The 24,938-nt window shown below is 69.9% G+C and carries 24 protein-coding genes and 1 pseudogene; 14 read left to right on the plus strand and 11 right to left on the minus strand.

Annotated elements, in window-relative coordinates; translation table 11 throughout:
- Positions 1–11: 11 nt before the first annotated feature.
- Entirely contained in the window at positions 12–614 is a 603-nt protein-coding gene (locus ABNF93_RS15655; RefSeq protein WP_349328792.1) for a TetR/AcrR family transcriptional regulator, read from the minus strand.
- A gap of 75 nt (positions 615–689) precedes the next feature.
- On the opposite strand from ABNF93_RS15655, the gene ABNF93_RS15660 reads away from it, so the two are divergent.
- Positions 690–1,865, plus strand: a complete 1,176-nt coding sequence (locus ABNF93_RS15660; protein WP_349328793.1) for a cytochrome P450 — start codon at positions 690–692, stop codon at positions 1,863–1,865.
- A gap of 174 nt (positions 1,866–2,039) precedes the next feature.
- Here ABNF93_RS15660 and ABNF93_RS15665 read toward each other — a convergent pair whose 3' ends face one another.
- Positions 2,040–2,711, minus strand: coding sequence for an ArsR/SmtB family transcription factor (locus tag ABNF93_RS15665; RefSeq protein ID WP_349328794.1), 672 nt, complete (start codon positions 2,709–2,711; stop codon positions 2,040–2,042).
- A gap of 81 nt (positions 2,712–2,792) precedes the next feature.
- Here ABNF93_RS15665 and ABNF93_RS15670 point away from each other — a divergent pair, with 81 nt between their 5' ends.
- The 3 genes from ABNF93_RS15670 to ABNF93_RS15680 all read left to right on the plus strand — a co-directional run bounded on the left by ABNF93_RS15670 (position 2,793) and on the right by ABNF93_RS15680 (position 6,295).
- Entirely contained in the window at positions 2,793–4,154 is a 1,362-nt protein-coding gene (locus ABNF93_RS15670) for a rhodanese-like domain-containing protein (RefSeq protein WP_349328795.1), read from the plus strand.
- Positions 4,151–5,416, plus strand: a complete 1,266-nt coding sequence (locus ABNF93_RS15675; RefSeq protein WP_349328796.1) for an MFS transporter — start codon at positions 4,151–4,153, stop codon at positions 5,414–5,416. The genes ABNF93_RS15670 and ABNF93_RS15675 overlap by 4 nt, the downstream gene beginning before the upstream one ends.
- A gap of 87 nt (positions 5,417–5,503) precedes the next feature.
- Positions 5,504–6,295, plus strand: a complete 792-nt coding sequence (locus tag ABNF93_RS15680; RefSeq protein ID WP_349328797.1) for a maleylpyruvate isomerase family mycothiol-dependent enzyme — start codon at positions 5,504–5,506, stop codon at positions 6,293–6,295.
- Positions 6,296–6,346: 51 nt separating this feature from the next.
- On the opposite strand, the gene ABNF93_RS15685 is transcribed toward ABNF93_RS15680, so the two are convergent.
- Positions 6,347–7,564 (minus strand): MFS transporter, encoded by a 1,218-nt coding sequence (locus tag ABNF93_RS15685; RefSeq protein WP_349328798.1) that lies wholly within the window; start codon positions 7,562–7,564, stop codon positions 6,347–6,349.
- Positions 7,565–7,575: 11 nt separating this feature from the next.
- Positions 7,576–8,943 carry an FAD-dependent oxidoreductase gene (locus ABNF93_RS15690; protein ID WP_349328799.1) on the minus strand — a complete coding sequence of 456 codons (1,368 nt, stop codon included), beginning with the start codon at positions 8,941–8,943 and terminating at the stop codon, positions 7,576–7,578.
- Between the two features lie 102 nt (positions 8,944–9,045).
- Between ABNF93_RS15690 and ABNF93_RS15695 the strand changes: the two genes are divergently transcribed.
- Entirely contained in the window at positions 9,046–9,921 is an 876-nt protein-coding gene (locus ABNF93_RS15695; protein ID WP_349328800.1) for a helix-turn-helix domain-containing GNAT family N-acetyltransferase, read from the plus strand.
- Positions 9,922–10,024: 103 nt separating this feature from the next.
- Here the strand turns inward: ABNF93_RS15695 and ABNF93_RS15700 are convergent, their stop codons facing one another.
- On the minus strand, positions 10,025–10,369 hold the full coding sequence (locus ABNF93_RS15700) for an ArsR/SmtB family transcription factor (RefSeq protein ID WP_349328801.1): 345 nt from the start codon (positions 10,367–10,369) through the stop codon (positions 10,025–10,027).
- A gap of 82 nt (positions 10,370–10,451) precedes the next feature.
- Between ABNF93_RS15700 and ABNF93_RS15705 the strand changes: the two genes are divergently transcribed.
- The 4 genes from ABNF93_RS15705 to ABNF93_RS15720 all read left to right on the plus strand — a co-directional run bounded on the left by ABNF93_RS15705 (position 10,452) and on the right by ABNF93_RS15720 (position 13,820).
- Positions 10,452–11,543: a flavin-containing monooxygenase gene (locus tag ABNF93_RS15705; RefSeq protein WP_349328802.1), complete on the plus strand. Its 1,092-nt coding sequence runs from the start codon at positions 10,452–10,454 to the stop codon at positions 11,541–11,543.
- A gap of 82 nt (positions 11,544–11,625) precedes the next feature.
- The gene (locus ABNF93_RS15710; RefSeq protein WP_349328803.1) at positions 11,626–12,318 is read left to right on the plus strand and encodes an arsenate reductase/protein-tyrosine-phosphatase family protein; all 693 of its coding nucleotides are present in this window, start codon (positions 11,626–11,628) and stop codon (positions 12,316–12,318) included.
- A 3-nt stretch (positions 12,319–12,321) separates the two neighbouring features.
- The gene (locus ABNF93_RS15715; protein ID WP_349328804.1) at positions 12,322–13,038 is read left to right on the plus strand and encodes an arsenate reductase ArsC; all 717 of its coding nucleotides are present in this window, start codon (positions 12,322–12,324) and stop codon (positions 13,036–13,038) included.
- Positions 13,035–13,820, plus strand: coding sequence for an aquaporin (locus tag ABNF93_RS15720; RefSeq protein ID WP_349328805.1), 786 nt, complete (start codon positions 13,035–13,037; stop codon positions 13,818–13,820). The genes ABNF93_RS15715 and ABNF93_RS15720 overlap by 4 nt, the downstream gene beginning before the upstream one ends.
- Positions 13,821–13,857: 37 nt before the next feature.
- Here the strand turns inward: ABNF93_RS15720 and ABNF93_RS15725 are convergent, their stop codons facing one another.
- From ABNF93_RS15725 to ABNF93_RS15745, 5 genes are all read right to left on the minus strand, one after another.
- Entirely contained in the window at positions 13,858–14,754 is an 897-nt protein-coding gene (locus tag ABNF93_RS15725; RefSeq protein WP_349328806.1) for an RNA polymerase sigma-70 factor, read from the minus strand.
- Positions 14,755–14,862: 108 nt separating this feature from the next.
- Positions 14,863–16,044, minus strand: coding sequence for an NAD(P)/FAD-dependent oxidoreductase (locus tag ABNF93_RS15730; RefSeq protein ID WP_349328807.1), 1,182 nt, complete (start codon positions 16,042–16,044; stop codon positions 14,863–14,865).
- A 144-nt stretch (positions 16,045–16,188) separates the two neighbouring features.
- Entirely contained in the window at positions 16,189–16,956 is a 768-nt protein-coding gene (locus ABNF93_RS15735; RefSeq protein ID WP_349328808.1) for an SDR family NAD(P)-dependent oxidoreductase, read from the minus strand.
- Positions 16,957–17,117: 161 nt separating this feature from the next.
- A complete protein-coding gene (locus ABNF93_RS15740) occupies positions 17,118–18,341 on the minus strand; it encodes an RNA polymerase sigma factor (RefSeq protein WP_349328809.1) in 1,224 nt (407 codons plus the stop codon).
- Entirely contained in the window at positions 18,338–18,670 is a 333-nt protein-coding gene (locus tag ABNF93_RS15745) for a YciI family protein (protein WP_349328810.1), read from the minus strand. Before ABNF93_RS15745 ends, ABNF93_RS15740 begins: the two co-directional genes overlap by 4 nt.
- 313 nt (positions 18,671–18,983) lie before the next feature.
- Here ABNF93_RS15745 and ABNF93_RS15750 point away from each other — a divergent pair, with 313 nt between their 5' ends.
- Together ABNF93_RS15750 and ABNF93_RS15755 are read left to right on the plus strand one after the other, a co-directional pair.
- Entirely contained in the window at positions 18,984–19,412 is a 429-nt protein-coding gene (locus ABNF93_RS15750; RefSeq protein ID WP_349328811.1) for a hypothetical protein, read from the plus strand.
- Between the two features lie 182 nt (positions 19,413–19,594).
- Positions 19,595–19,981, plus strand: a pseudogene (locus ABNF93_RS15755) (hypothetical protein); the annotation flags it as partial.
- Between the two features lie 28 nt (positions 19,982–20,009).
- Here ABNF93_RS15755 and ABNF93_RS15760 read toward each other — a convergent pair.
- The gene (locus ABNF93_RS15760) at positions 20,010–21,467 is read right to left on the minus strand and encodes a hypothetical protein (RefSeq protein ID WP_349328813.1); all 1,458 of its coding nucleotides are present in this window, start codon (positions 21,465–21,467) and stop codon (positions 20,010–20,012) included.
- Positions 21,468–21,692: 225 nt separating this feature from the next.
- Between ABNF93_RS15760 and ABNF93_RS15765 the strand changes: the two genes are divergently transcribed.
- From ABNF93_RS15765 to ABNF93_RS15775, 3 genes are read left to right on the plus strand one after another with little or no spacing between them, the layout of a single operon-like run.
- Positions 21,693–23,423 (plus strand): alkaline phosphatase D family protein, encoded by a 1,731-nt coding sequence (locus tag ABNF93_RS15765; protein ID WP_349328814.1) that lies wholly within the window; start codon positions 21,693–21,695, stop codon positions 23,421–23,423.
- Between the two features lie 22 nt (positions 23,424–23,445).
- Entirely contained in the window at positions 23,446–24,408 is a 963-nt protein-coding gene (locus tag ABNF93_RS15770; RefSeq protein WP_349328815.1) for a discoidin domain-containing protein, read from the plus strand.
- Between the two features lie 45 nt (positions 24,409–24,453).
- Positions 24,454–24,936, plus strand: a complete 483-nt coding sequence (locus ABNF93_RS15775) for a substrate-binding domain-containing protein (RefSeq protein WP_349328816.1) — start codon at positions 24,454–24,456, stop codon at positions 24,934–24,936.
- Positions 24,937–24,938 lie beyond the last annotated feature (2 nt).

Below are 24,938 nucleotides of genomic sequence, written 5' to 3' on the forward strand. Positions count from 1 at the left end.
TCGCCGCCTCCTCACCCTTTCGACATGGCGCCCCCCTGCGCGGCCTGGATCACGCCCTGGATGGCTTGGGAGACGCAGCCGGCGGCGGCGTCGGGATCGGGCTGGCCGGCGTCCAGCCAGGCGATGACCGCTTCGAGGGTGAGGGTTGGCACCAGGAGAGCCGCCCAGTCGCGCCAGGGACCTTGGGGGATCGCGGCGGAGAGGTGCCGGAGGGCGATGTCGGTGGATGCCGAACGCAGCGAGTCGACCACGTCGCGGAACTCCGGCTCCCTCGCGGCGAAGCGGAACAGCAGCCGAAATCCGTCCGGTTCGGCGGCGGCGGCACGAAGAAGCGCGGGGATGCTGGTGTCGTCGTAGTTGTCGGTGCCCACGGTGGCGGCAAGCCGGGCGCGTGCCCGGTCGAGCACGGCGCGGTAGAGATCGTTCTTGGACTCGAAGTGCCGGTAGAGGATCACGTGGGTGATGCCGGCCTCGGTGGCGATGTCGTTGAGACCTGTGGCGGCGTATCCAGCACGGGCGAACGCGCGGGTGGCGGCATCGAGGATCTGCTCCCTGCGTTCGGCACGGGGCAACCGCCGGGGCGTTGGCCGCACCGCTTCCCGGTCGACAGCCATGTCAGACCTCCTCTTGTATAACCGAAACTATACAACTACCTTTGTTAAATTGAACTTATACACACAGGAGGCCGCATGGACACGGAGGCTCAGCTGCCGTTCGAGCAGACGCATCCACTCGACGTCGCACCAGCTCTGCGCGCGCTGCAGTCAGACGGCACGGTGCATCGGGTGCGCACCGCGGTCGGCGACGACGCCTGGCTGGTCACCGGCCACGCAGAGGTACGACGGCTGTTGGCCGACGACCGGCTTGGCCGGTCCCATCCCACGCCGGAGACCGCGGCTCGCACCGGTGAGTCCGTGCTGTTCGGCGGGCCGCTGGGCAACTTCGCCACGGAGGCAGTCGACCATGCGCGGATGCGTTCGCTGCTCCAGCCGCACTTCTCCCCCGGGCACATGCGGTCCCTGCGACCACGGGTCGACGCCCTGGTCACCCAGTTACTGGACGAGATGGCCGGGAAAGCTCCCCCGGTGGATCTGGTCGCTGCCCTGGCCCTTCCGTTGCCGATCCTGGTGATCTGCGAGTTGCTCGGCATTCCCTATGAGGACAGGGACCAGTTCCGCGCCTGGACCCAGGCAGCCGGCAACGTGCGCGACCGGGACCGCTCTGTGCAGGGTATGGCTGAGCTGTTCGGCTACGGCAAACGGCTGGTCGCCGACAAACGTCGGCATCCCGGCGACGACGTGATCTCAAGGCTGTGCGCCACCGATGGCGTCTCCGACGACGAGGCTGCGGGCCTGTCGATGGCATTGCTGTTCGCCGGCCACGAGACCACCGTGGTCCAGATCGGTTTGGGCGCCCTGCTGTTGCTGGCCAACCCCGACCAGTGGCAGGCCCTGCTCGACGACCCGAGTCTCATCTCGAACGCCGTCGAGGAGATCCTGCGGGCACCCGGCAAGGGCGGCACCGGCATCCCCCGCTACGCACGAACCGACCTGGAGATCGATGGTGTCGCTGTCAGGGCCGGCGACCTCGTCCTGCTGGACAACGGCGCCGCCAACCATGATCCGACTGTCTTCGCCGACCCAGATCGGGCGGACGTCAGTCGTCAGGCGGCCGCGCACCTCACCTTCGGCCACGGGGCCCGCTACTGCATCGGCGCGCCCCTGGCGCGGATCGAGCTGCAGGCGGTGTTCGCCCAGCTTCTTCCCCGGTTCCCGACCATGCGGCTGGCCGTCGGCGTGGAGACACTGCGGATACGCCAGGACGTTCTCACCGGCGGGCTCGTCGAACTGCCGGTGACCTGGTGAACGCCGTGGCAGTCCACCACCCGATCTTCGCGCGGACACGCAAGGCATGGCGCGACTCCAGCGTGTCCTCGACGCCACCATCTGGCCCCACCTAACGGGCGGCTGCCGCACCGGCCGCGACACCATCGCTGCCATCGAAGTCGCCGGATTCTCCGTCGACGAACTCCCTTTCGTTCAGCCCTGTGGGCCAGGAGCCGTGGCGACCGGCAGGTCCGCAAGCCGCCATTCGAGCATCCCGTCGGCGAGTCGGCGGGCCCGCCGCCCACGGCTGGACAGCAGCCGGACCGCATCGTGCGCCATGACGCAGAAGGCGCCGCGACAGTACGCAACGACATCCTGGTCCACCGGGATGTCGGCGAGCCTGTCGGCCAGGTCCCCCACGGGGATCGAGACGGCGCCGGGGATGTGGCCCGCGTCGTACTCCTCCCGGGGCCGTACGTCGATCACGACCACATCAGCTGCCTCGACGCGACGTAACAGCTCGGCCCTGGTGACCTGCTCGGTGTCCGGCCCCAGATATGCCGCTCTTGCGGCCTCCACGTCGGGTAGCCGATCGCGCGCCACGACCCGGAGGAGTGCAAGCAGCGCGGCGACGTCGGCGCCGGCGAGCCGGTAGTGGATCTTGGTGCCCTCCCGCCGGGTCGCCACCAGGTTGGCCTGCCTGAGCGTCTGCAGGTGCGCCGACGTCGTGGTCAGTCCCAGATCGGCGGCCCGGGCGAGCGCCTCGACAGTCCGCTCGCCCTGGGCGAGCAGGTCCAGCAGCTCGAGGCGCTTGCCGCTGCCCAGTGCCTTGCCCACCCGGGCGAACGCGTCGAGAAGCGTCGTCTTCGCCGCACGGTCACCCATCGGCGTTTCTCCAATCTTCCTTGGAATACTGTACAACAATGGTGCGGGAAGGTAGACCTACCTGTCGAGGAGGGACCACAGATGACCTCGGTTGATGTCGTGCCAGTGATCGACGAAGGGCTCGGCAACTCGACCTACCTCGTCGATCTCGGGGGCGGGCGGGCTCTGGTGGTCGATGCCAGCCTCGACCTGCGTTCCACTAGGCGGGTCGCCGAGCGAAGACGGCTGACGCTGGCCTTCGCCGCGGAGACACACCTGCATGCCGACTTCGTGTCGGGTGCCCACCAGCTGGCAGCGACCGACGGGACCACCGTGGTCGCCTCGGCTGCCGGGAACCGCGACTTCCGCCACACCGGACTGCGTGACGAGGAGGAGGTCGACCTCGGCGGTCTGCGACTGCGCGCGCTGGCAACACCTGGCCACACGCCCGAACACGTGGCGTTCCTCCTGCTGGACGGCGACTCTCCGGTCGGGGTGTTCACCGGTGGGTCGCTGCTGGTGGGCGCCGCCGCACGGACCGACCTGACCTCCCCTGGACGGACGGAGGCATTGGCCCGCCAGCAGTACGCATCCCTCCACCGGTTGGCAGCCCTTCGCGACGACGTGCAGGTGTGGCCCACCCACGGGGCGGGCTCGTTCTGCTCCGCCCCGCCCGGTGCCCAGCGCACCAGCACCATCGGAGAGGAGAAAGCCACCAACCCGCTGCTCCGCGCTGGTGACGAGGACGCCTTCGTCACCGCACTCCTCGGATCGCTCGGCAGCTTCCCCCCGTACTTCCTCCGCCTCGCCGAGGTCAACCGCCGCGGGTACGAACTCCCGCCGGGCGAGCCTCAGCTCCGGCCGTTCGACGTCGACGCCGTGCGGAGGTTGCTTGCCGAAAGCGCCCAGGTCGTCGACGTGCGCTCGGTTCAGGAGTTCGCCGCCGGCCATATTCCGGGCGCGGTGTCCATCCCACTGCGGCCGGCGTTCGCCTCCTGGCTGGGCTGGCTCACCTCCCCCGACCAGTCACTGGTCGTCGTGCGTGGAGCCGATCAGGACCCGGCGGAGATCGCCTGGCAGGCAGCCAAGATCGGCTACCCCAACCTCGCCGGAGAACTCGCCGGCGGAGTGGAGTCCTGGACAGCCGCCGCGCAGCCCCTCGCACGGACCACGCTCCTGCACGCCGACCAGCTCACGAACCGCACGGTGCTCGACATCCGCCAGACCTCCGAGTTCGTCTCCGGGCACCTGCCCGGAGCCACCCACGTCGAACTCGGCTCCCTCACCGCACACGCCGACGCCGTGCCAGGCTACTCGCTGGTGGTGATGTGCGGACACGGCGAACGCGCCATGGGCGCGGCCAGCCTGCTCCAGCGCCACGGCCACGCCGACGTCGCGGTCCTGCAGGGCGGACCAGACGACTGGGCCCAGGCCACCGGACGCGACCTGGCAACCGGCGCATGACCACCACCAGACCCACCGTGCAGCTGGGGCTCCGCGCCAACCTTGCCCAGTTCAGCCTCCTCGTCGCCGTCAACGCCCTGGTCGGCGGAGTGCTCGGGCAGGAACGCACCGTGCTGCCACTCCTCGGCGAGCAGGTGTTCCACCTGGCCGGCTACACCTTCCTGCTCACCTACGTCCTCGCCTTCGGCATCACGAAGGCCGCCACCAACTACGTCGCGGGAACCTGGTCGGACCGCTTCGGCCGCAAACCCGTACTCCTGTTCGGCTGGCTCATCGCCCTCCCGATACCCCTGCTGCTGATCTGGGCGCCGAACTGGGGATGGATCGTTGCCGCCAACGTCCTTCTCGGCGTCAACCAGGGCCTGACCTGGTCCACCACCGTCATCATGAAGATCGACCTCGCCGGACCCCACCGCCGCGGCCTGGCCATGGGCCTCAACGAGGCAGCCGGCTACGCAGCAGCCGCGGCGACAGCCGTCGCCACCGGATATCTCGCCGCCCGCTACGGGCTCCGCCCAGCCCCCTTCCTGCTCGGCGCGGCCTACATCGCACTCGGCCTCGGCCTGTCCGGCGTTCTCGTCCGGGAGACCCGCGAACATGCCCGCCACGAAGCCAGCACCCACACCGCTCGCGCCGACGGACGGCACGACCACCTGCACGCCGACCTGACCAATCGGCAGGTCCTCGTCCTCACCAGCCTGCGCGAACCCGCACTGTCCGCGGCAAGCCAGGCCGGAATGGTCAACAACCTCAACGACGGCCTGGCCTGGGGACTGTTCCCACTCCTGTTCGCCACCGCCGGCATATCCGTCTCCGGCATCGGAATCCTGAGCTCACTCGTACTCGCCGTCTGGGGGTTGGGCCAGCTCATCACCGGCCCCCTGTCCGACCGCTGGGGACGCAAACACCTCATCACCGCGGGAATGCTCATCCAGGCCGCCGCACTCGCGGCGATCGCCACCGTCGACACGTTCACCACCTGGGCGATCGCCGCAGCGGTGCTCGGCGCCGGCACCGCCATGGTCTATCCCACCCTGCTCGCCGCCATCGGCGACGTGGCCCACCCCGCGTGGCGAGCCCGCGCCGTCGGCGTCTACCGGCTCTGGCGCGACGGCGGATTCGCCGTCGGCGCCCTCCTCGCCGGCATCATCGCCGACCTCGCCGGCATCCGCGCCGCCATCTGGGCCGTCGCCGCCATTACCGCCGTCTCCGGCGTCATCGTCGCGATCCGGATGTACGAAACCCACCCACGCACCAGCTGACAACTTCGCCCCGAACTCGCACCGCATCACCCTCGTGGCAGGTGACGAGCGAGGCGGCCAAGGCGCAAGTCGCAGGGCTCGCAGAGCGTGACGTGTCTGCCAACGGCGCTGGGCGGGGCGAGCTACTACGGTACGGAAGTGGAGATTTTCGCCAGCCTCGAGGCCGAGTACGACCGGCTGGACAGCATCTTTGCGGGGCTGTCCGAGCAGGACTGGAACCGGCCGTCGGAACTGGCCGGCTGGACGAACGTCGACGTGCTGCTGCACCTTGCCCAGACCGAAGAATCGGTGGTGTCCACCCTGACCGGCGGCCCCGCGGCAGCACCCGGCGGGCAGCCGCTGATCCATGGCGTGAGCGTGGACGAGGCCATGGACCGGTGGGTGACCGCCGAACGCACCGGGCCGAACACCGTGTATCCGCGTTGGCAGGCCGCGCGCGAGGCGTCGGTGCGAGCCCTCCGCGAGGCCGACCCCGACCGTGCCTCGGCCTGGGCGTCGGCTCCATTGCGCCCAGCGGCCCTGGCCACCACCCGCCTGGCCGAACACTGGGCCCACGCCTTGGACATCACCGAACCGTTGTCCATTCCGTACCCGGACACGGCCCGGCTACGCCACATCGCCTGGCTCGGCCACCGGACCCTCCCGTACGCATTCCGCCTCGCTGGCAAGGAACCGGCACCGATCCGTGCCGAACTCACCGGCCCCGACGGCGAGATCTGGCAGTTCGGCCCGTCCGACGCCGACTCGGTCATCGCTGGCTCAGCCGGGGCCTTCTGCCGCGTCGGCGCACGGCGACTAGCCCCAGAGAACTCGGGCCTGACCATGACCGGCCCGCACGCGGAGTCCGCACTGAGGCTGCTCCGCAACTACGCGGCCTGACGCCCAGGACTCGCAGATACGTCGGCCACCGACCTTTGACGGCGGCACGTCCTATTGCGACCTGGCTGTGCTGGCTGCCGCGAGAACCGCGGCGACGGCGGTTGCTACGGCAAGAGCGAGGAAGGCGGTGGGGTAGCCGCCCAGTGTCTGGGCGAGTGCTGTGCCGGCCCAGGGTGCGAGCGCCGTGGCGAAGAGTATGGGCGCGGAGAGGAGTCCGTTGAGGTGGCCGTAGTGACGGGCGCCCCAGCGGTCGCTGATGGCGGTGGCCTGGAGGAGGGTGAAGATGCCGCGGGTCGCGCCCACGAGGATGGCGGCTGCGATGAGGAGGGCCGCGGGTCCCGGGACGAGTCCCAGGAGTGCCGTGGTCCCGGCGCTGGCGGCGAGGATGAGGACCGTTCGGGTGCGGACGCTTGTGGCGGCGGCGAGTCGGGTGTAGCCGAGGCGGCCGAGGACCTGACCGGCCCCGCCGAGGCCGAGGGCCCAGGCAGCGGTGGCGGTGGACAGACCTCGTTCGATCAGGAGTGGGACGAGGCCGATCAGCACGGCGAAGGCGGCGAACGTGGCGAGGCTCATGGCCGCGGCGAGGGCGAGGAAGGCGCGGCTTCGGGCAACTCGGTCCGGGGAGTGGTGGATGTGCCCGTGCGCCTCTGTCGTCGGGTGGGGCCAGGCACCGCGGAGGCCGATGGCGTGGGCGGGGATGGTGATGGCTGCGAGGACGACGGCAAGTGTGACGTAGGTGCGGCGCCAGTCCAGCTGGTCGGCGAGCGTGGCGGTGAGGGGCGCGAAGATGGTGCTGGCCAGGCCGGCGACGAGGGTGAGGGCGGTGAGCGCGGTCACCCGCCGCGGTCCCCACCATCGGGTGAGCGCGGCGAACGCGGGTTGGTAGAGGACGGCTGCCATTGCAAGGCCGGCGGCAGTCCAGGCGGCGAAGAACCAGACCAGGTTTGGTGCCGCGGCAATTGCCACGACCGACGGGGCGGCGAGGACTGATCCAGCGGTCATGACCGGCCGCGGGCCTACGCGGTCAAGGAGCCGGCCGACGGGGATGCCGGCGAACGCGGCGACGACCTGGCTTACCGAGAACGCGGCGGTCACCGTGGGCACGGGCCAGTGGGTGGTGTCCGCGATGCTGGGAGCGAGGACGGGAAAGGCGTAGTAGAGCACGCCCCAGCTGGTGACCTCGGTGACGCAGAGGACGACAAGGACGCGGCGTAGCCCGGCCCGCGTCAGGACGCCGGGCCGGGCTACTACCGGCCCTGTCTCAGGCACCGGCGACAGCCTTACCGAACGGCGGGCGCCGTGAGGGCTGGTTCGATCGCCACGTCGGTCGGGCCGTTCGTTGGTCCGCAACAACCGGCGCCGGCATCGGCCGTCGTGCCGGCCCTGGTCGCCGTGGTCTCGTCGAACAGTCCCGCACCCCCGCACACCCCGGTCTCGGGGAGTACGAGTTCCACGCGGTCGGCGGAGGCCTGGTCGCCGGCGAGGGAGGCCACGATCGAACGCACCTGTTCGTACCCGGTCATCGCCAGGAAGGTGGGTGCACGCCCATAGCTCTTCATCCCGGCCAGGTACAGGTTCGGCTCGGGCTGGGCGAGTTCGTTGACGCCATGTGGGTAGACGGTCCCGCAGGAGTGCACGTTGGGGTCGATCAGCGGGGCCAGCTGTCGCGGCGACTGCAGAACGGGGTCGAGGTCGAGGCGTACCTCGGACAGCCAGGACAGATCGGGGCGGAAGCCGGTCAACACCACTACCTCGTCTACCGGGTCGAGGCGGTGGCCGTCGAACGACTCCAGGACCAGCCCGCCGCCATCGGCGCGTTCCACGGAGGCGGTCCGGAACCCGGTGACGGTCTGGACGTGCCCGGCCTGCGCGGCCGCCTTGGCGCGTTCGCCGAGGGCGCCACGGGCGGGAAGCTGGTCGGCGTCGCCGCCGCCGAACACGTTGCCCACGGCGCCACGGCGCAACAGCCAAACGACCTGGGTGTCCGGGTGCTCGTCGGCAAGACCGATAAGAGCGACCAGCGCGGTGAGCGCGGAGTGTCCACTGCCGGCGATCGCGACCCGCTTACCGGCGTAACGGGCCCGGACCGCGGCGTCGGCCAGATCGGGCACCCGGTAGCTGATCCGCTCGGCCGCGGCGTGTTCGCCCAGGGCTGGGAGGCCGTCCCCGCCGAGCGGGTTGGGTGTGCTCCAGGTGCCAGAGGCGTCGATCACCGCCTGGGCCGTGATGCGGTCGACGCCCTCTTCGGTAGCGACGTGGACAGTGAGCGGTTCGGTCGCGCGGCCGGCGTCGACCAGACGGTCCCGGCCGCGACGGGCGACTCCGACCACACGGGCGTTGAACCGGACCCGCTCCCCCAGCGCCGCCGCCAGCGGCTGCAGATACCTCGTCGCCCAGTCGGCGCCGGTGGGATAGGTCGCCGGGTCGGGACGCTGCCACCCGGTCGGTCTGAGCAGCCGCTCCGCCGCCGGATCGATCAGCTCCGCCCACGGCGAGAAGAGCCGCACGTGATGCCACTGCGCGACCGCCGACCCCGCCCGCTCACCGGCTTCGAGTACCACCGGGTCCAGCCCTCGCTCGACCAGCTCGGCCGCCGCGGCCAGGCCCACCGGCCCAGCGCCCACCACCACCACCGGATGCCCATTCATCGCATCTCTCCCCTTTCATCGACCACTATCGATCGAGCTGCCTGGACTCTATCGACGCCTATCGATTGACGCAACCAGCGATGCGAGTCGATAATTGGCGACATGGTGACGACCACACTCGAGGTTCCGTTGCTGTCGGCACAGGAGGCGGCGACGTACGCGGACTGGTTCGCCTGCCTGGCCGAGCCCATGCGGGTGCGGCTCCTGCACGCGGTGGCCACCGCCGGCGGCGCGGTCACCGTGGGCCAGTTGACCGAGGATCTGGGCATCAGCCAGTCGACCTGTTCGCACCACGTACGGAAGCTCGCCGAGACCGGTTTCGTCCTCCTCCACAAGCGCGGGACGGCCACCATGGTGGCGGTGAACCCCGCCTGCTGCACCGGACTGCCGCACGCGGCCGACGCGGTGATGGGGGCGATCGCGCCCCGACCCTGCTGCCCCGAGGACCTGCCCGCAGATGTGTCCGTACGCGAGCTGACTGCCGGCGACTGGGCCGATGTGCGCCGGATCTACGGCGAGGGCATCGCGACCGGCGACGCGACGTTCGAGACCAGCGTCCCGCCGCGGGCCAAGCTCGACGCGCAATGGCTGCCCGGACACCGGTGGGTCGCCGAAATCGATGGCCAGGTCGCCGGCTGGGCCGCCGCAAGCCCGACCTCGACCCGCGCCTGCTACCGCGGCGTGGCCGAGACCTCGGTCTACGTGAGCGAAGAGTTCCGCGGCCGCGGAGTCGGCAAAACTCTGCTCCACAAGCAGGTCACCGCCGCCGACGATGCCGGGCTGTGGACGTTGCAGACCTCGATCTTCCCGGAGAACCGGGCAAGCATCTCCCTGCACCACTCCGCCGGCTACCGCACCCTCGGCGTCCGGGAACGCATCGCACAACACCACGGACGTTGGCGCGACACCGTGCTCCTCGAACGGCGACACGACGACGAGGCGATCCAGGCGTGCCCGAATGGCGAAGGCGGCGGCTGACAAATGGCCGCGTTCTGCAACTCGACCGGATTCTGCAACTCGACCGGGTTCAGCAACTCGACCGGATTCAGCAACTCGACCGGGTTCAGCAACTCGACCGGGTTCAGCAGCAGGACCGGAGGTAGGCCTGTAGGTCTGCCAGCGCAGCGATGGAGCCTTCCCGGTCGGATCGGTAGTACACGAGCTTCCCCACCCTGCGGGAGGTGACGATCCGGCCGCGGCGAAGGATCGCCAGGTGTTCCGAGGCTGTCGACTGGCCGATGCCTGCCCGCTCGGCGACCTCCCCCACCGACAGTTCCGCCCCCCGAGCGAACAGCATCATCACCTGCTGACGCGTCGGGTTGGCGAGTGCCTTCAAGAACTCGTGGGTGGCCTCGCTGATCTCGACAATCTCACCGCTTCCGCCCGCGGCGTCCACGCCGCACCCCTGGACCGCCTGATCGGCCATCGGACCGCCTCCCCTCGATGTCGACCCTACCAACTCACATCGACGATTTGCCATATCGCGAAATGACGATATGTTGGCTGGCATGACTCTGACTGACTCCGATCCCGTGGTGATCATCGGTGGCGGCCAGTCCGGCCTCGCCGCCGCCCGCGCCGTCCGCGACGCCGGGCTCCGTCCCGTTGTTCTCGAGGCAGGCGACCGGCCGGTCGGCTCGTGGCCGCACTACTACGACAGCCTCACCCTGTTCTCACCCGCCGGCTACAGCGGCATGTCCGGCCAGGCGTTCCCCGGTGACCCCGACCACTATCCGCACCGCGACGAGGTGGTCTCCTACCTGCACGGCTACGCCGCCGGACTGGACGTGGAGATCCGCACCGGGCACCGGGTCGGAGCCCTCGAACCCGACGGCGCCGGGTTTCTCGTCCACACCGGCGCCGGCAGCGACACCATCCGGGCCGCCGCCGTGATCGCCGCCAGCGGGTCGTTCGCCACGCCGTACTCACCCGCCATTCCAGGCGAGGAGAGCTTCACCGGCGAGGTGATCCACGTCTCCGACTACCGCAACCCCACGCACTACAACGGCAAGCGGGTGGTCGTGGTCGGCGCGGGGAACTCCGCCATCCAGATCGGGCACGAACTCGCCCAGGTCGCCACCGTCACCCTCGCCACCCGCCATCCGATCAACTTCCTCCCGCAACGACGACTCGGCAGGGATCTGCACTACTGGCTCGCGGTTTCCGGCTTCGACTACCTCCCACCCGCATGGCTGGCCAAGATCGTCCAGCAGACCCTCGTTCTCGACACCGGCAGTTACGCCGCCGCTCTGCACGATGGGCTGATCGACCGGCGCCCGATGTTCACCGCGTTCGACCACGATCAGGTCGTCTGGGCCGACGGCGCCACCGAAGACGTCGACGCGGTGATCTTCGCCACCGGCTACCGGCCCAACCTCGGCTACCTTCAGCCCCTCGGCGCGCTCGACCCCACCGGTGCCCCACTGCATGCCGGCGGCATCTCCTCCACCCATGCGGGCCTTGCCTACGTGGGGCTGGAGTTCCAACGGTCCTTCTCCTCCAACACTCTGCGCGGCGCCAGCCGAGACGCCGAGTACGTCGTCGGCCCGCTCGCGGCGCACGTGCGCGGCGCGGCCGTAGCCGTCGGACTCCAGGGGTGACCCGTGGCGCGAGCGTTCGCCTGACGTCCGCGCCGCCGCCCGCCCTTGACGGGCGGACCGTGACTCACCGAGTATTGAGTCAATGTCTATTGAGCGACTTTTGCTGGCGGGGCGGGCACGGGTGCATGCCGCGCTCGGCGAGCCCGCCCGGCTGGCGATCGTCGACGCCCTCGCCATCGGTGACGTGTCCCCTGGGGAGATCGCCGACCGCCTGGGGCTGGCCACCAACCTCGTCGCCCACCATGTGCAGGTGTTGCAGGACGCCGGCGTATTGGTCCGCACCCGCTCCGAAGGCGACCGTCGCCGCACCTACCTGCGCCTGGTGCCCGGCGCCATCTCTGCAATAGCCCCGCCTCCGCTCGCAGCGACGAGCCGGATCCTGTTCGTCTGTACGCACAACTCGGCGCGCTCCCAGCTCGCGGCAGCTATGTGGCCACAGCGCAGCGCCATCCCGGTGGTCTGCGCCGGCACGCAGCCCGCCGCGCGGGTGCATCCCCGCGCCGCTCGGATCGCCCGTCGGCATGGGCTGTCCCTTGCCCGCGCCCGCACCGCCCACGTCGCGGACGTGCGCCGGCCCGACGATCTCGTCGTCGCTGTCTGCGACACGGCCCACGAACACCTCGCGGCTGCTGACTCCGACCGCCTGCACTGGTCGGTCCCCGATCCCGCAGGAGCCGACACCGATGAGGCGTTCGAGTCCGCCTACGCCGAGCTGGCCGAACGGATCGACCGACTCGCACCCGCGCTCGTCCCACCACCGAGGCCAGGAGCCTGATCCATGACCGACCGCACCGACCATCGCATCGCCGCGCCGGTGAACCGCACCGACACCGACGACGAACCCTCCGAGTATCGACGCAACTACCTCACCATCGACCAGCGGCGAGCGCTCCACAGCTCCGCCGAACGGCTGCATGAGGAGTTCGCCGAGGCGTTCGGCACGGAGACCATCGAACGGTTCCTGCACCACAGCTACCGCCAGTTCGCCGCCACCAGCACCGTCCCGGACTACCTGCCCCTGCTGGCCGAACGGTTCGCCCGCCAGCGCCTCGCCGCGCTGGCCAAGGTCGAAGACCGAAGCCACGACGACCGGCCCGTGGTCCTGTTCCTGTGCGTCCACAACGCCGGACGCAGCCAGATGGCCCTGGGCTTCTTCACCGACCTCGCCGGTGATCGCGCAGTCGCATGGTCCGGCGGCTCCGAGCCCGGAACGGAGATCAACCCCTCCGCCATCGCAGCCATGGCCGAACGCGGCATCGACATCTCCCGAGAATTCCCCAAGCCCTGGACCCAGGAAATCGTCCAGGCCGCCGACGTCGTGGTCACCATGGGCTGCGGTGACGCGTGCCCGCTCTTCCCCGGCAAGCGTTACGAGGACTGGTCCCTGGACGACCCGGCCGGACAGGGCGTCGAGTCGGTGCGCCCTATCCGCGACGAGATCGAACGCCGAGTCAGGCACCTGCTCGCCGAGCTCGACGTACCCACGACCCGATGACCGCAGAGAAGCCAACCGCAGCGACTCCGCCACTCAGCCGGCGGCTCGTCGCCGAGCTCCTCGGAACCGGCCTGCTCGTCACCGCCGTCGTCGGATCCGGCATCGCCGCGTCCCGCCTCTCACCGAACGACACCGGCCTGCAGTTGCTGGAAAACTCGATCGCCACCACGTTCGCGCTCGCCGTCCTCATCCTGACTTTCGGACCGGTGTCCGGCGCGCACTTCAACCCGGTGGTCACTCTGGTCGACTGGTGGCTCCGGAGGCGCACCGGCGACAATCTGTCCGGTCAGGTCGTCGGCGGCTACATCGCCGCCCAGGCAACCGGTGGTGCGCTCGGCGCGATCCTGGCCAACCTGATGTACACACTCCCTCCCGTGTCATGGTCGGCCACCACCAGAACCGGGCCCCACCTGTGGCTTGGCGAAATCGTCGCCACCGCCGGCCTGGTCCTGCTCATCTTCGCGCTCGTACGAACCGGCAGACAGGCCGCTGCGCCGGCCGCCGTCGGCGCCTACATCGGTGCCGCCTACTGGTTCACCTCCTCCACCTCCTTCGCCAACCCCGCGGTCACCCTCGGTCGCGCCTTCACCGACACCTTCGCCGGCATCTCGCCAGCCTCGACGCCACCCTTCATCGCCGCACAGCTCGTCGGGGCAGCCGCCGGCACCGCCCTCCTCGCCGTGCTGTACCCCCGCACGGAGCAGGCCCACGCAGCCAAGGCGAGCAAGGGGTCCACTCACGCCAGAGAGGGCAGTGCGCACTCGGACCCCATCGGGCGCTGACAAGGGGCGTTGCACGGTGGGGCTCCTCCACCGGCATTCATCGCAGGGTGAGCGGGATCTCGGACTCGACCCGGGACAGCTTCTCCGGGTTGCGGACGTAGTAGAGGCCGATGATGCGGGCGTCCTCGACACGGAGCGCCAGAACGCCGTCGATCTCGCTGTCCAGGCGTACGACGAGTGCCGGGTTGCCGTTGACCACGGTGGGGACAGTGGCGAGCGCGCCAACGGCCTTGCCGTAGCCACCGGCGATGAAGCGGGCCACCTTGTCCGCACCGATGATCGGCCGCAGGGCGGCCTGCTTGACGCCCCCGCCGTCGCTCACCAGGACGACCTCAGGGGCGAGCACGTCAAGGAGGCCCTGCAAGTCCCCGGTTGCGAGCGCGCGCTGGAACGACTCCAGAGCCGCCCGAGTCTCGTTCGGGGAGACCACCTCACGAGGGCGGCGGGCATCGACGTGCCGTCGGGCGCGGTGCGCGATCTGGCGGACAGCTGCGGGGCTCTTGTCCACGGCAGCCGCGATCTCGTCGTAGCTGACGTCGAAGGCCTCGCGCAGCACGAAGACGGCGCGTTCGGTCGGCGACAGCGTCTCGAGGACGAGCATCAACGCCATCGACACACTCTCGGCGAGCTCGACGTCCTCGGCCACGTCCGGCGCCGTGAGCAGCGGCTCGGGCAGCCAGGGGCCGATGTATGTCTCCTTGCGGCGCCTCATGGTGCGCAGCCGGTTGAGCGACTGCCGGGTCGTGATCCGGACCAGGTAGGCGCGCTGGTCGCGCACCTGCCCCAAGTCGACCCTGACCCACCGCAGCCAGGTCTCCTGGAGGACGTCTTCGGCGTCGGCCGCCGAACCGAGCATCTCGTACGCGACGGTGAAGAGCAGGTTGCGGTGGGCGACGAATGCCTCGGTCGCCGGGTTGGTGGCGTGGTCGCTCATATCTCCACCCTCTCCTTCGCGGCGGCCTGGTTGCCGACGCGCTTCACGCATGCGTCCAGATCCGTTGGGCGACACGTCCGCACACGGATGCCTCGCCTAGGCTGCCGGTCAGCGGGCCACCACCTCGCCGCGCTTGGCCCGCAGCAACTGCCGGCGCCTGTCATCCTTGACCCAGGTGAGCGCGCCGGGATTGCCCGCCTCGTCCGCCAGATGCTTGACGGTGTGCCTGCAAACGAACTCCTTGAGCTTCGCGCCAGGTCGGCCACCGAGATAGAACCTGTTCGCGGAGTCGTCCCTGGAGGCGAACTGGAAGATGCCGGCACGACGGCCAAGGCTGATGCACTGGCCGAAGAACCCCACGTTGATCCGCGCGGATTGCTCACCCGCGATCCGGCTGAGCACCGTATCGGCGGCATGTGCGCCGATCCTCGTGGCGGCCTGGCAGCTCATCCGGAACGGCAGGTCCGACGGTGCCGCCGAATCCCCAGCCGCGACGATGCGCACGTCGTCCACGCTCGTCAACGTCTCATCCGTGAGCAGGCAGCCCAGCGCGTCGGTGCTCAGCCCGCTGCGCGCGGCCAGGTCCGGCACGCCGAAGCCGGCGGTCCAGATGGTCACCGCGCTCGGCAACTCGCGGCCGTCACCGAGCCGCACGGCATCGCGCGTCACCGCCGTCACCTTCGCGCCGGGGCCTTCGACCACGTTCACTCCGAGCCTGGCCAGCTGCTTGGCCACCGAGTTTCGACCCCGAGGATGCAGGTACGGGCCGAGCACATCGCCGCACGCCAGCGTCACCCGGCGCCCCTGCTCCGCCAGCTCGGCAGCAGTCTCGATGCCGGTCGGACCGGCTCCGACAACCGTCACCGCGGCCGTGGCGGGCGTGGCGTCGAGGAGCGGCCGCAGCCGCAGCGCCGCCTCCAGGGTGGCGATCGGGTAGGCGAACTCGTCCGCACCGGGCACACCCGTGTCGGCGCTGCCACTGCCCACCGCGTAGATCAGGTAGTCGTAGCCGAGGGTGCCGCCGGTCGCCAACGTCACGCTCCGCCCGGCCGCGTCAATCCGCGTCACGGCGTCGACCACCAGCCGGATGCCCTCGGCCAGGAACTCGCTGTAGTCGGTGACCGCGGAGTGGGACCCGCCCACCAGCTGGTGCAGGCGGATCCGCTCGACGAAGGTCGGGCGCGGGTTGATCAGTGTCACGGTCACGTCGTCGCGCTGCGTCAGGCGATTGGCGGCCATGACACCGGCATACCCGCCGCCGATCACGACCACATCGCTGTTCTCAGTCATGGTGTGTCCCTCGCTTCTTGGAGTTCGACCGCAAGACACCGCGCGATCGATCGCTGTGACATCCGTGGGAACCCGAGCGTCTTGACGACGCCGACGCCTGCGTCTGCGGTGCATCTCCCGCCAGCGGCTCTATTCACCTGACGGCTACCAGGGCACCGGGCCGTCCTCGTTGAAGAACCCGCCGGTCGGTCCGTCCGCGTCGAGCGTCGCCAGGCGCACCACGGCTGCGGCGCCCTGTGCGGGGGTGAGGTGCCCACTGTGGTTGTTGATTTCCGTGTCGACATAGCCGGGGTCGGCGGCGTTGACGAGGATCCCGTCCTTTCGAAGCTCGTTGGCGTACTGCACCGTCAGCGCGTTCAGCGCGGTCTTCGAGGGCGTGTACGCGGCCGACGCCGGCAGTCCCGCCAGCGGGCCGTCCGGTGCGCTGGTGATGGTCAGCGATCCGGCGGCGCTGCTGACGTTGACGATGCGCGGCGCCGCCGACCACCGCAGCAGCGGGAGCATGGCGTTGGTCACCGCGATCACCCCGAAGACGTTGGCCTCGAACACCGACCGGACCATGTCCAGGTCGACCGAGCTGGGTACCTGGTCGTGGGCGTCTTCGGGCGAGACCCGCCCGGACCCGGTGATGCCAGCGTTGTTGATCAACACGTCAAGGTGGCCGAAGCGCTCCTCGACCCAGGTCGCGGCCTCCGCGATGGTGGTCGGCTCGGTGACGTCCAGGGTGATCGCGTGCGCGGCGCCGCCCGCCGCGCGCACGGCCGCGGCGGCCTCCTCTCCGCGCCGCTGGTCTCTGGCGCCGATCAAGACGGTCATGCCCAGCGCAGCGAGCTGCTCGGCGGTCGCGCGGCCGATCCCTCTGTTCGCTCCGGTGATCATGGCCACGTTCTGGTGTGTGGTGTGCTCGTTCATGACCAAGCTCCCGTCCGAGACAGGTCTGTCTCGTGGAGTTGCGGGCCGCCCGGAAGGTTCGCGCGGCGTCCTGACGAACGTGAAGATGCCGGCGACCCGATCCCTGTGACAGCACGGCTATGTGACGTGCGCCACGGGAGTGATCGGACCGCACGGAGCGCTCAGAGCTCGTCGAGCCGGGCCCTCAGGTAGGTGCGCTCCGCGTCAGTGGCGGCGAGTGTGAATGCCTCGCGATACGCCTCGGCGGCGCGTTCGGAGTCGCCCATCCGCCGGAGCAGGTCAGCGCGCGTCGCGGGCAGCAGGTGGTAGCCGGCGAGGTCACCCGAGGCGGCCAGTTCGTCGACCAGCGCGAGGCCCGCCGCCGGCCCGTCGGCCATCGCGACGGCGACCGCGCGGTTGAGCCGGACGACCGGTGACGGCGCGTGGACGAGCAGAGCGTCGTAGAGCGCCACGATCCGTGCCCAGTCGGTCTGCTCGACGCTCGTCGCGACGGCATGGCAGGCGGCGATCGCGGCCTGCAACTGGTACGGACCCTGCGCCGACGGGAGCAGCCGCAGGCCTTCGGCGATCGCGGCCTGGTCCCAACGCGTGCGGTCCTGACGGTCCAACGGCACGAACTCGCCGTCGGCCCCGACTCGCGTCGCGCGCCGGGCGTCGTGCAACAGCATCAGCGCGAGCAGGCCCCTGGCCTCGGGTTCGGCCAGCAGCTCGACCAGCAGGCGGCCGAGCCGGATCGCCTCGGCGCTGAGGTTCTGCCGGATCAGGTCGGCGCCGGCGGTCGCCGCGTACCCCTCGTTGAACAGCAGGTAGAGGACGGCGAGCACCGCGGGCAGCCGCTCGGGCAGCAGGTGCGAGGGCGGTACCCGGTACGGGATCGCGGCCTCGCGGATCTTCTTCTTGGCGCGGGTCAGCCGCTGGTACATCGTCGGTTCGGGGACGAGGAACGCGCGCGCGATCTCCGCCGTGGTGAGACCGGTCAGCGTCCGTAGCGTGAGCGCGACCCGGCCCTGGAACGGCAGCGCGGGGTGGCAGCAGGTGAAGATCAGCCGGAGCCGATCGTCCTGCACCTCGTCGGGCTCGGCCGGCTCGTCGCCGTCGCGCGCGAGCAGCGCGGCTTGGCGCAGCTTGGCGTTGCCGGTCGCCTCGCGGCGGATCCGGTCGGTCGCCCGGTTGCGCGCGGTGGTGGTGAGCCAGGCGCCGGGACTGCGCGGGATGCCGTCGCGCCGCCACCGTTCGAGCGCGGTGGCGAACGCGTCTGCCGCGCTGTCCTCGGCGAGGTCCCAGTCGCCGGTGATGCGAATGAGGGTGGCGACGACCTGTCCCCACTCCGTCGCGAACGCGCGGGCGACCGCGGCCTCGACGTCGTCGCTCGACTCCCGCGTCATTCCCAGACCGGTCGGACCTCGACCGTGCCGAACGCGGCGAACGGGTGCCCCGCCGCGATCTCGATCGCCTCGTCGAGGTGCGCGCACTCGATCACGAGGAACCCACCGATGAGGTCCTTGGTCTCGGCGTACGGGCCGTCGGACACCAGCGTCTCGCCACGGCGGACCTGCACCTTCGTCGTGGCCGTGGGCCGCAGCCGGGCGCCGCCGTGGAAGATGCCGCGGGCCACGAGGTCGTCCATCCAGGCCTTGTGGTCCGGCCAGGCGTCGATCTCCTGCGGCGACTCAGCGTGCTCCTCGCCGTGCCAGATCACCAACGCGTACTTCACCGACCTACACCTCCTTCACGACGTCCGACCTGACTGTACAAACGGTAGGGCGGACACCGCAGGCCGTGGTGTCCGCCCTGGGTGAGCCCCGGAAGAAGATCTTCGGGATCCGTTCGATCGGTGTCGAATCGCGGCGGGTCCCGTTCGTCGGTGGGCATGACCACAGCCGAATGGAGGCGACCATGAACGATGACTCGAACATCGGCCGGCCGCGCGTCGTGGACAGGACCACCTGGCAGGCAAGCACTGCTCGTTCGGGAGAGTCCCGACGATCGAACACCAGGAGCGGCCGGACTACCTCGACCGGCTCTCGGTGCTGAAGGAACAGACGTACCAGCTCGACCACATGTATCTCGCGCTGTTCAACGTGCTCGGTTCAGCGGTCCGGCTGATGATCACGTTGGCGCTGGTGATGTCGGTCCATCCGGCGATGGTGCTGCTGCTGGTGTTCGCCCTTCCGACGGTCTGGGTCTCGGCCCGGCGGTCCGCCGTGTCGCAGCGGGTCTATGAGGAGGTGGCACCCCACGAACGCCGCCACCGGCATCTGTTCATGCTCGGCACGACGCAGGCGTCGGGCAAGGAGTTCGCCTCTCCCGGATCGGCACGGACCTGGTGCGCCGCCCGCGCGAGGAGTGGGAGTCGTGGTACGCACCACTCGCCCGCACACGGTGGCACACGGCGTGGTGGCAGGCAGCGAGTTGGTGCCTCTTCGCGGCCGCGCTCGTGGGCGCCGTGGTGGTGACCGCCACCGTCCTGTCCGGTACCGCTGGGGAGGTCCTGCTGGTGGTGACGGCCGGGAGCCGGCTCTCGCAGTACGTCGCGATGAACGCCGGCAGCGCCGACTTCGTTCGCATGTGGCTGGACGCCTCGCAGCGTCTGGTCTGGCTCGAGTCGTACGCGAGTGACCATCGCGACACCGCCGACGGTGTCGACCTGTCGTTCGGGCAGTGGCAGAAGGTCGCGCTGGCGCGGGGATTCATGCGCGACGGGACGCTGCTCCAGGTGCTCGACGAGCCGACGGCGGCCCTCGACGCCGAGACCGAGCACGCGCTGTTCGAGAGCTTCGCCCGGCAGGCCCGCGAGGGCACGACAGAAGGTGGCGCGGGAGGTCGCGGTGAGCGTGGTGGGCGGGCCCGTCGCGGCCGGATCACCATCCTCGTCTCGCACCGGTTCTCGACCGTACGCATGGCCGACCTGATCCTGGTGCTGCAGGGCTCCCGACTCGTCGAGGTCGGTTCACACGAGGAGCTGATGGCCGCCGGCGGGACGTACGCGGAGCTCTACACCCTCCAGGCCAAGGCGTACCGCTGACGTCGTGAGCTCGGACGAGGTGGCAGCCTCACTCCCACACGATCATCGCGTCCCACCAGCGACCCGCGCGGCCGAGCATGGCGCTGTCGGCGCCGCCACTCGCGACGTATCCGTGGACGGCGATGCGGGAGTAGACCGCCGACATCGCGCCCCGGCCCGACCCGTCGTACCACCCGCCGCGGCGGATGTCGTCGTCGCCGGTGCCGGGAAACGTCGTCCGCTCGAGGTCGATCCAGGGAAACTCCGGTGGCACGGGCAGTTGGGTCGCTTCGACGAACCGGTGGGTGAACGCGATCTTAGCCGCCAGGCCGGCGTGGAACCTCGTCCTGTCAAGCACAGCTTGCGGAGGCTCGTCGCGCCAGTAGAGCTCGGCCCATGGGCGGGACCGGGGCACGGTCACGCGGTTGGCGAGCACGGCACGCAGCGCGGTGCCGAGGTCCGCGACGGCGTTGGGAGACCATCCGTAACTGAGGAGGTACTGCATCTCCCCGGTCTCCTCGCCGAACGCGAACTCCGCGCCGTCGAGCGGAAAGCCCGCAGGACTTCCGGCGTAGAGCAGGTCAGGATCGATGGCGGTGGTCGAGAGCAGAGGCCGGGCCGCGGCAGCGGCGCTGCGCTCGTAGGCTGGCCTGCGGTAGCGGCCGAAGCCGTCGGACAGGGCGCGCACACCCGCGTATTGGTCCAGTGACAACATCGCCGGCGACCACGTACGAACGTCCCAGGCTCCCATCGAGCCGTCGGGTCCCTCGACCAGATGAGGGAACCCGCCCACCAGCCGGGGATTGTCGAACCGGTCGATGGCCCCTGGCAGGGTGAGCTGGAGGTCGACCAACCGGTCGAGCAGGGCCGTGGCGACCATGTCGACATCGTTCGGATCCGCCGCCCTCACAAGACTTGCCGTGGGTGAGCCCTCACTGTCGCTTCCGCCTCCGGCGGTCCCGCGATCGGCGTGGTGGCGTGCGTAGGCGGTGAGGAAGCTCGCGTTGCCCGCCAGCGTACGGATGTCGCCGGTACGCAGGAGGCGGTCGGGATCATCGGCGAAGCGTTGGACGAGCGTCGCGGCCTGCCGGTCCACGTTCGCCATCAGCTGTGCATGGGCCCGCAGGTACGGATCGCTGAGGACCTGGACGCCGAGAAGGGAACCCATGTGGGTGGGCCGGCGGGCCAGGACGTACTCCAGCAGCGCCTCGAAGACCGTGCGCTGATGCGCGTCACCCGTGACCCGGTGCATGGCGGCATAGGCGACGAGTGCGTGCTCGGCACCTTCGAACCCGAGGCCGGTGCGCTGACCGTCGACCGTGACCTGGGTGTAGGCGCCGGAAACGACAGGGCTCCTGGCCGCCCTCGGTGCGACCACACCGGCGTACGCCGTGGGCGGTAGGGGTGCCGACGTCGCGGCTGCTGCTGCGCCGAGGACACCCGCGAGACCGGCGGTGAGGGTCCGCCTGCTGACGCGTCGCCGTCGAGGGACCGGAGGTGGTGTCATGCGTGGCGCTTCCTCTCGCGTCGGTGGAGCGAAGCCGTGTGCTAGTGCTCTTGCGTACCACAGGAAACTCCCGGCCGCCGCACCTCGCAGCGCCGGAACCGGACGTCCGCTTCCCCCGCTGGCGATTCCTCGCGACCGTCCGTTCGTCTACCTTCACGGGCACCAAGATCACGAACCGGGCGTGGGCGTCGTGCAGGGTCACGGCGTGGGAGGGAATGAGGCGTGATGCGGGACGATCCTGTCGGCCGACTGCTGCGGAACCGCCACCTCGCGAGCGACCTGGATCGGCGGAAGTTCCTGAGTGTCGCGTCGGGAGCTGCCACGGCACTCGTCTTCGGCCAGGGTCCCTTCACCACCCGCACCATGGCCAAGCAGAGCTTTGTCGACTATCCGTTCCAGCTCGGAGTCGCCTCAGGCGACCCGTTGCCCGACGGTGTCGTTCTGTGGACCCGGCTCGCCCCGCAGCCGTTGGACGTGAGTGGTGCCGGCGGGATGCCCGACGTCCGCGTGCGTGTCCGGTGGGAGGTCGCCGAGGACGAGAACTTCCGATCCGTCATACGTTCGGGGACCACGTTCGCCTCTCCCGAACTCGCCCACTCGGTCCATGTCGAGGTGTCCGGGCTCGAGCCGGCCCGCTGGTACTACTACCGGTTCTCCGCTGGCGGCGAGATCAGCCCGGTGGGACGCACCAGGACGGCGCCGCCAGAAGGTTCGCGGCCGGACCGGTTCAGGTTCGCGTTCGCGTCGTGCCAGATGTACAGCGAGGGCTACTACACGGCGTATGCACACATGGCGACCGAGGATCTCGATCTGGTCGTCCACCTCGGCGACTACATGTACGAGTACGGAGTCCCGCCCAACGGTGGATATCGCAACCATCCCGAAGTGTTGCCAGACGACCTCATCACCGAGCCCGTCACCCTGGACAGGTACCGGCTGCAGTACGCGCTCTACAAGTCCGACCCGCACCTGCAGGCCGCCCACGCCGCCTTTCCCTGGATCGTGACCTCCGACGACCACGAGGTCGAGAACAATTACGCCGGCCTCATCCCAGAGGCGAGCAGCCAGACCCCTTCGCCAGAAGCGTTTCTGGTCCGGCGGGCCAATGCGTACCGCGCGTACTACGAGCACATGCCACTGCGCCGCAGCTCGATGCCGGCAGGACCCGACATGGGTCTCTACCGGCGGCTGCGGTTCGGCACGCTCGCCGAGTTCAACGTCCTCGACACCCGTCAGTACCGCGACGATCAGGCCGCCGGCGACGGGACCGATCCGCCCAACCCCGAAAGCCTCGATCCCGCCCGCAGCCTTCCCGGTCATGCGCAGGAGGCGTGGCTGCTCGACGGTCTGGCCTCCTCGTCGGCGACCTGGAACGTCATCGCGCAGCAGGTGTTCATGGCCCAGCGCGACTTCGCCGCTGGTGCGGACGTGCTGCTCAGCATGGACGCCTGGGACGGGTACGCCGCCTCGCGCGACCGCGTCCTGGGGGCCATCGCCGACGGCGGGATCGAGAACCCGGTCGTACTCACCGGAGACGTCCACGCCAACTACGCAAGCGATCTGAAGGTCGACTTCAGCGACCCGGCCGCTCCAACGATCGGTGTGGAGTTCATCGGCACGTCGATCGCCTCGGGACGTGACGGTGCCGACAGCACCGAGACCGGTGACCGGATCCTCGCGGAGAACCCGCACATCAAGTTCTTCAACGGCCAGCGCGGTTACGTCAGCTGCACGCTGACGCCCGCACTGTGGCGCTCGGACTATCGCGTCCTGCCCTACATCACCCAACCCGGTGCCGAGATCTACACCCGGGCGAGCTTCGTCACCGAGGCAGGGAATCCGGGTCTGCAACTCGCCGACCAGAACCCGGTGCCGTCGTTGCCGTCGTCGGCGTTCGAGACCGAGGAAGAACGCCGGCAGAAGGACGACCGGCTGGGCCGCGGCCCGACGAGCTGAGAGCCAGCGAAGGAGCTATCCGATGCGTGACCGTCGCCTCCGCGTCCATGTCGTCTCCGCGGTCGTCTCCGCGCGCACCCACCGCACCCACCGCGTCCACCGCATCCTCGCGGCAGCGACCGCGTTCCTGCTGTTGTCGGGTGTCATTCCTGCTGCCCTGGCCTCCGGCGCCGCCGCGGCGTCCGGAGCGTCGGGAGCGGCGGCGAAGGCGTCCGGCCCCTCGTCGCTGGTGCTGTCCGCCCAGCCGGAGCGCCTGGAGCTGCGGCAGTGCATGACCGAGATCATCCGCGTCGCGGTCACGAACCAGTCGGCCGCGACGTTCGTCGATGTCCACATCAGCCCCGAGGCGCCGCTGTGGAGCCCGAACACCCGCATCTCCACCTACGTTCCCGCCGGCGCCACGGTGACCGTGCCGGTCCAGCTCTACGTGCCCGAGGAGACCCTCGACGGGGGTTACGACGTGGAACTCGGCGCGGAGCCCGAGGCACAGCCCGGACCGCCGAAGGCGCGGCTCTCCGTTCCGGTCGCCGTGTCCGCTCCGGAGGACCGCCGGTGCGTGCCGCCGAGCCAGATGGGCGTGACGTCGACGAGTGCCCAGGAGCCCGAGAACGCGGCGGTGAAGGCGATCGACGGCCGCACCGCCACGATCTGGCACGCGAGGTTCCGTCCGGATCGGACCTTCCTCCCGCAGTCGATCACCTTCGACCTGGGCGGACGCTACGACGTCGCCGAACTGTCCTACCAGCCACGCGTCGACGGCAACCTCAACGGCACCATCACGGCGTACACGATCCTGGCGAGTGAGGACGGCGTGACCTTCACCGAGGTGGCGAGTGGCACCTGGGTGGGCGACGCCACCCGCAAGACCGCCGCGTTCAGCGCTCCGGGGGCACGCCATATCCAGCTGCTGGCCACCGAAGGGATCGCGGACTACGCCTCCGCCGCCGAGATCGTGCTGTTCGGCCGGGAGAGCGCGGCGGAGTGATCAGCTGGTACGCCGCCCTCAGGTGAGCCTGGAGTATCTGGAAGGGTGCCCCTGACCGCACGCGTGCTTGACGAGGGACACGAGCAGGTCGCCTTCCTCTCGCCGCCGGTGGAGAACACCTCCAGCATCGAGGAACGGATGCAGGGATACCGGGACGCCCTGCGCGAACGCGGGTTCCCCGGGGATGCTGAACGCTGTTTCACCGAGCTCCACAGCACTCTGCCGGGCTCGCGGTCAGCCGACGCGGCGAGGGCGGATCGCGAGGCGTTGCACGCCTTCTTGAAACGTGAGCCAGGCCTGACCGGTTTCGTGGCCTGCGAGTACAACATCGCCGTCCTCCTGCGCCAGGTGCTCGAAGACGCCGGTGAGAATGAACCCGACCGGGTGATCGCCTGCTTCGACTCCCTGGAATCACCCCAGGGCGCCGGAAGTTTCGTCTACATCAAGCAGGACCAGCAGGAGAGGGGGCGTGGCGCCGTGCCGTCGACCTTCTCCTCGACCAGCTGCGCGGCGACCAGGTGCCGCTGAAG

This window comes from Actinopolymorpha sp. B9G3, assembly GCF_040120725.1.
In the GTDB taxonomy this organism is placed as follows: domain Bacteria; phylum Actinomycetota; class Actinomycetes; order Propionibacteriales; family Actinopolymorphaceae; genus Thermasporomyces.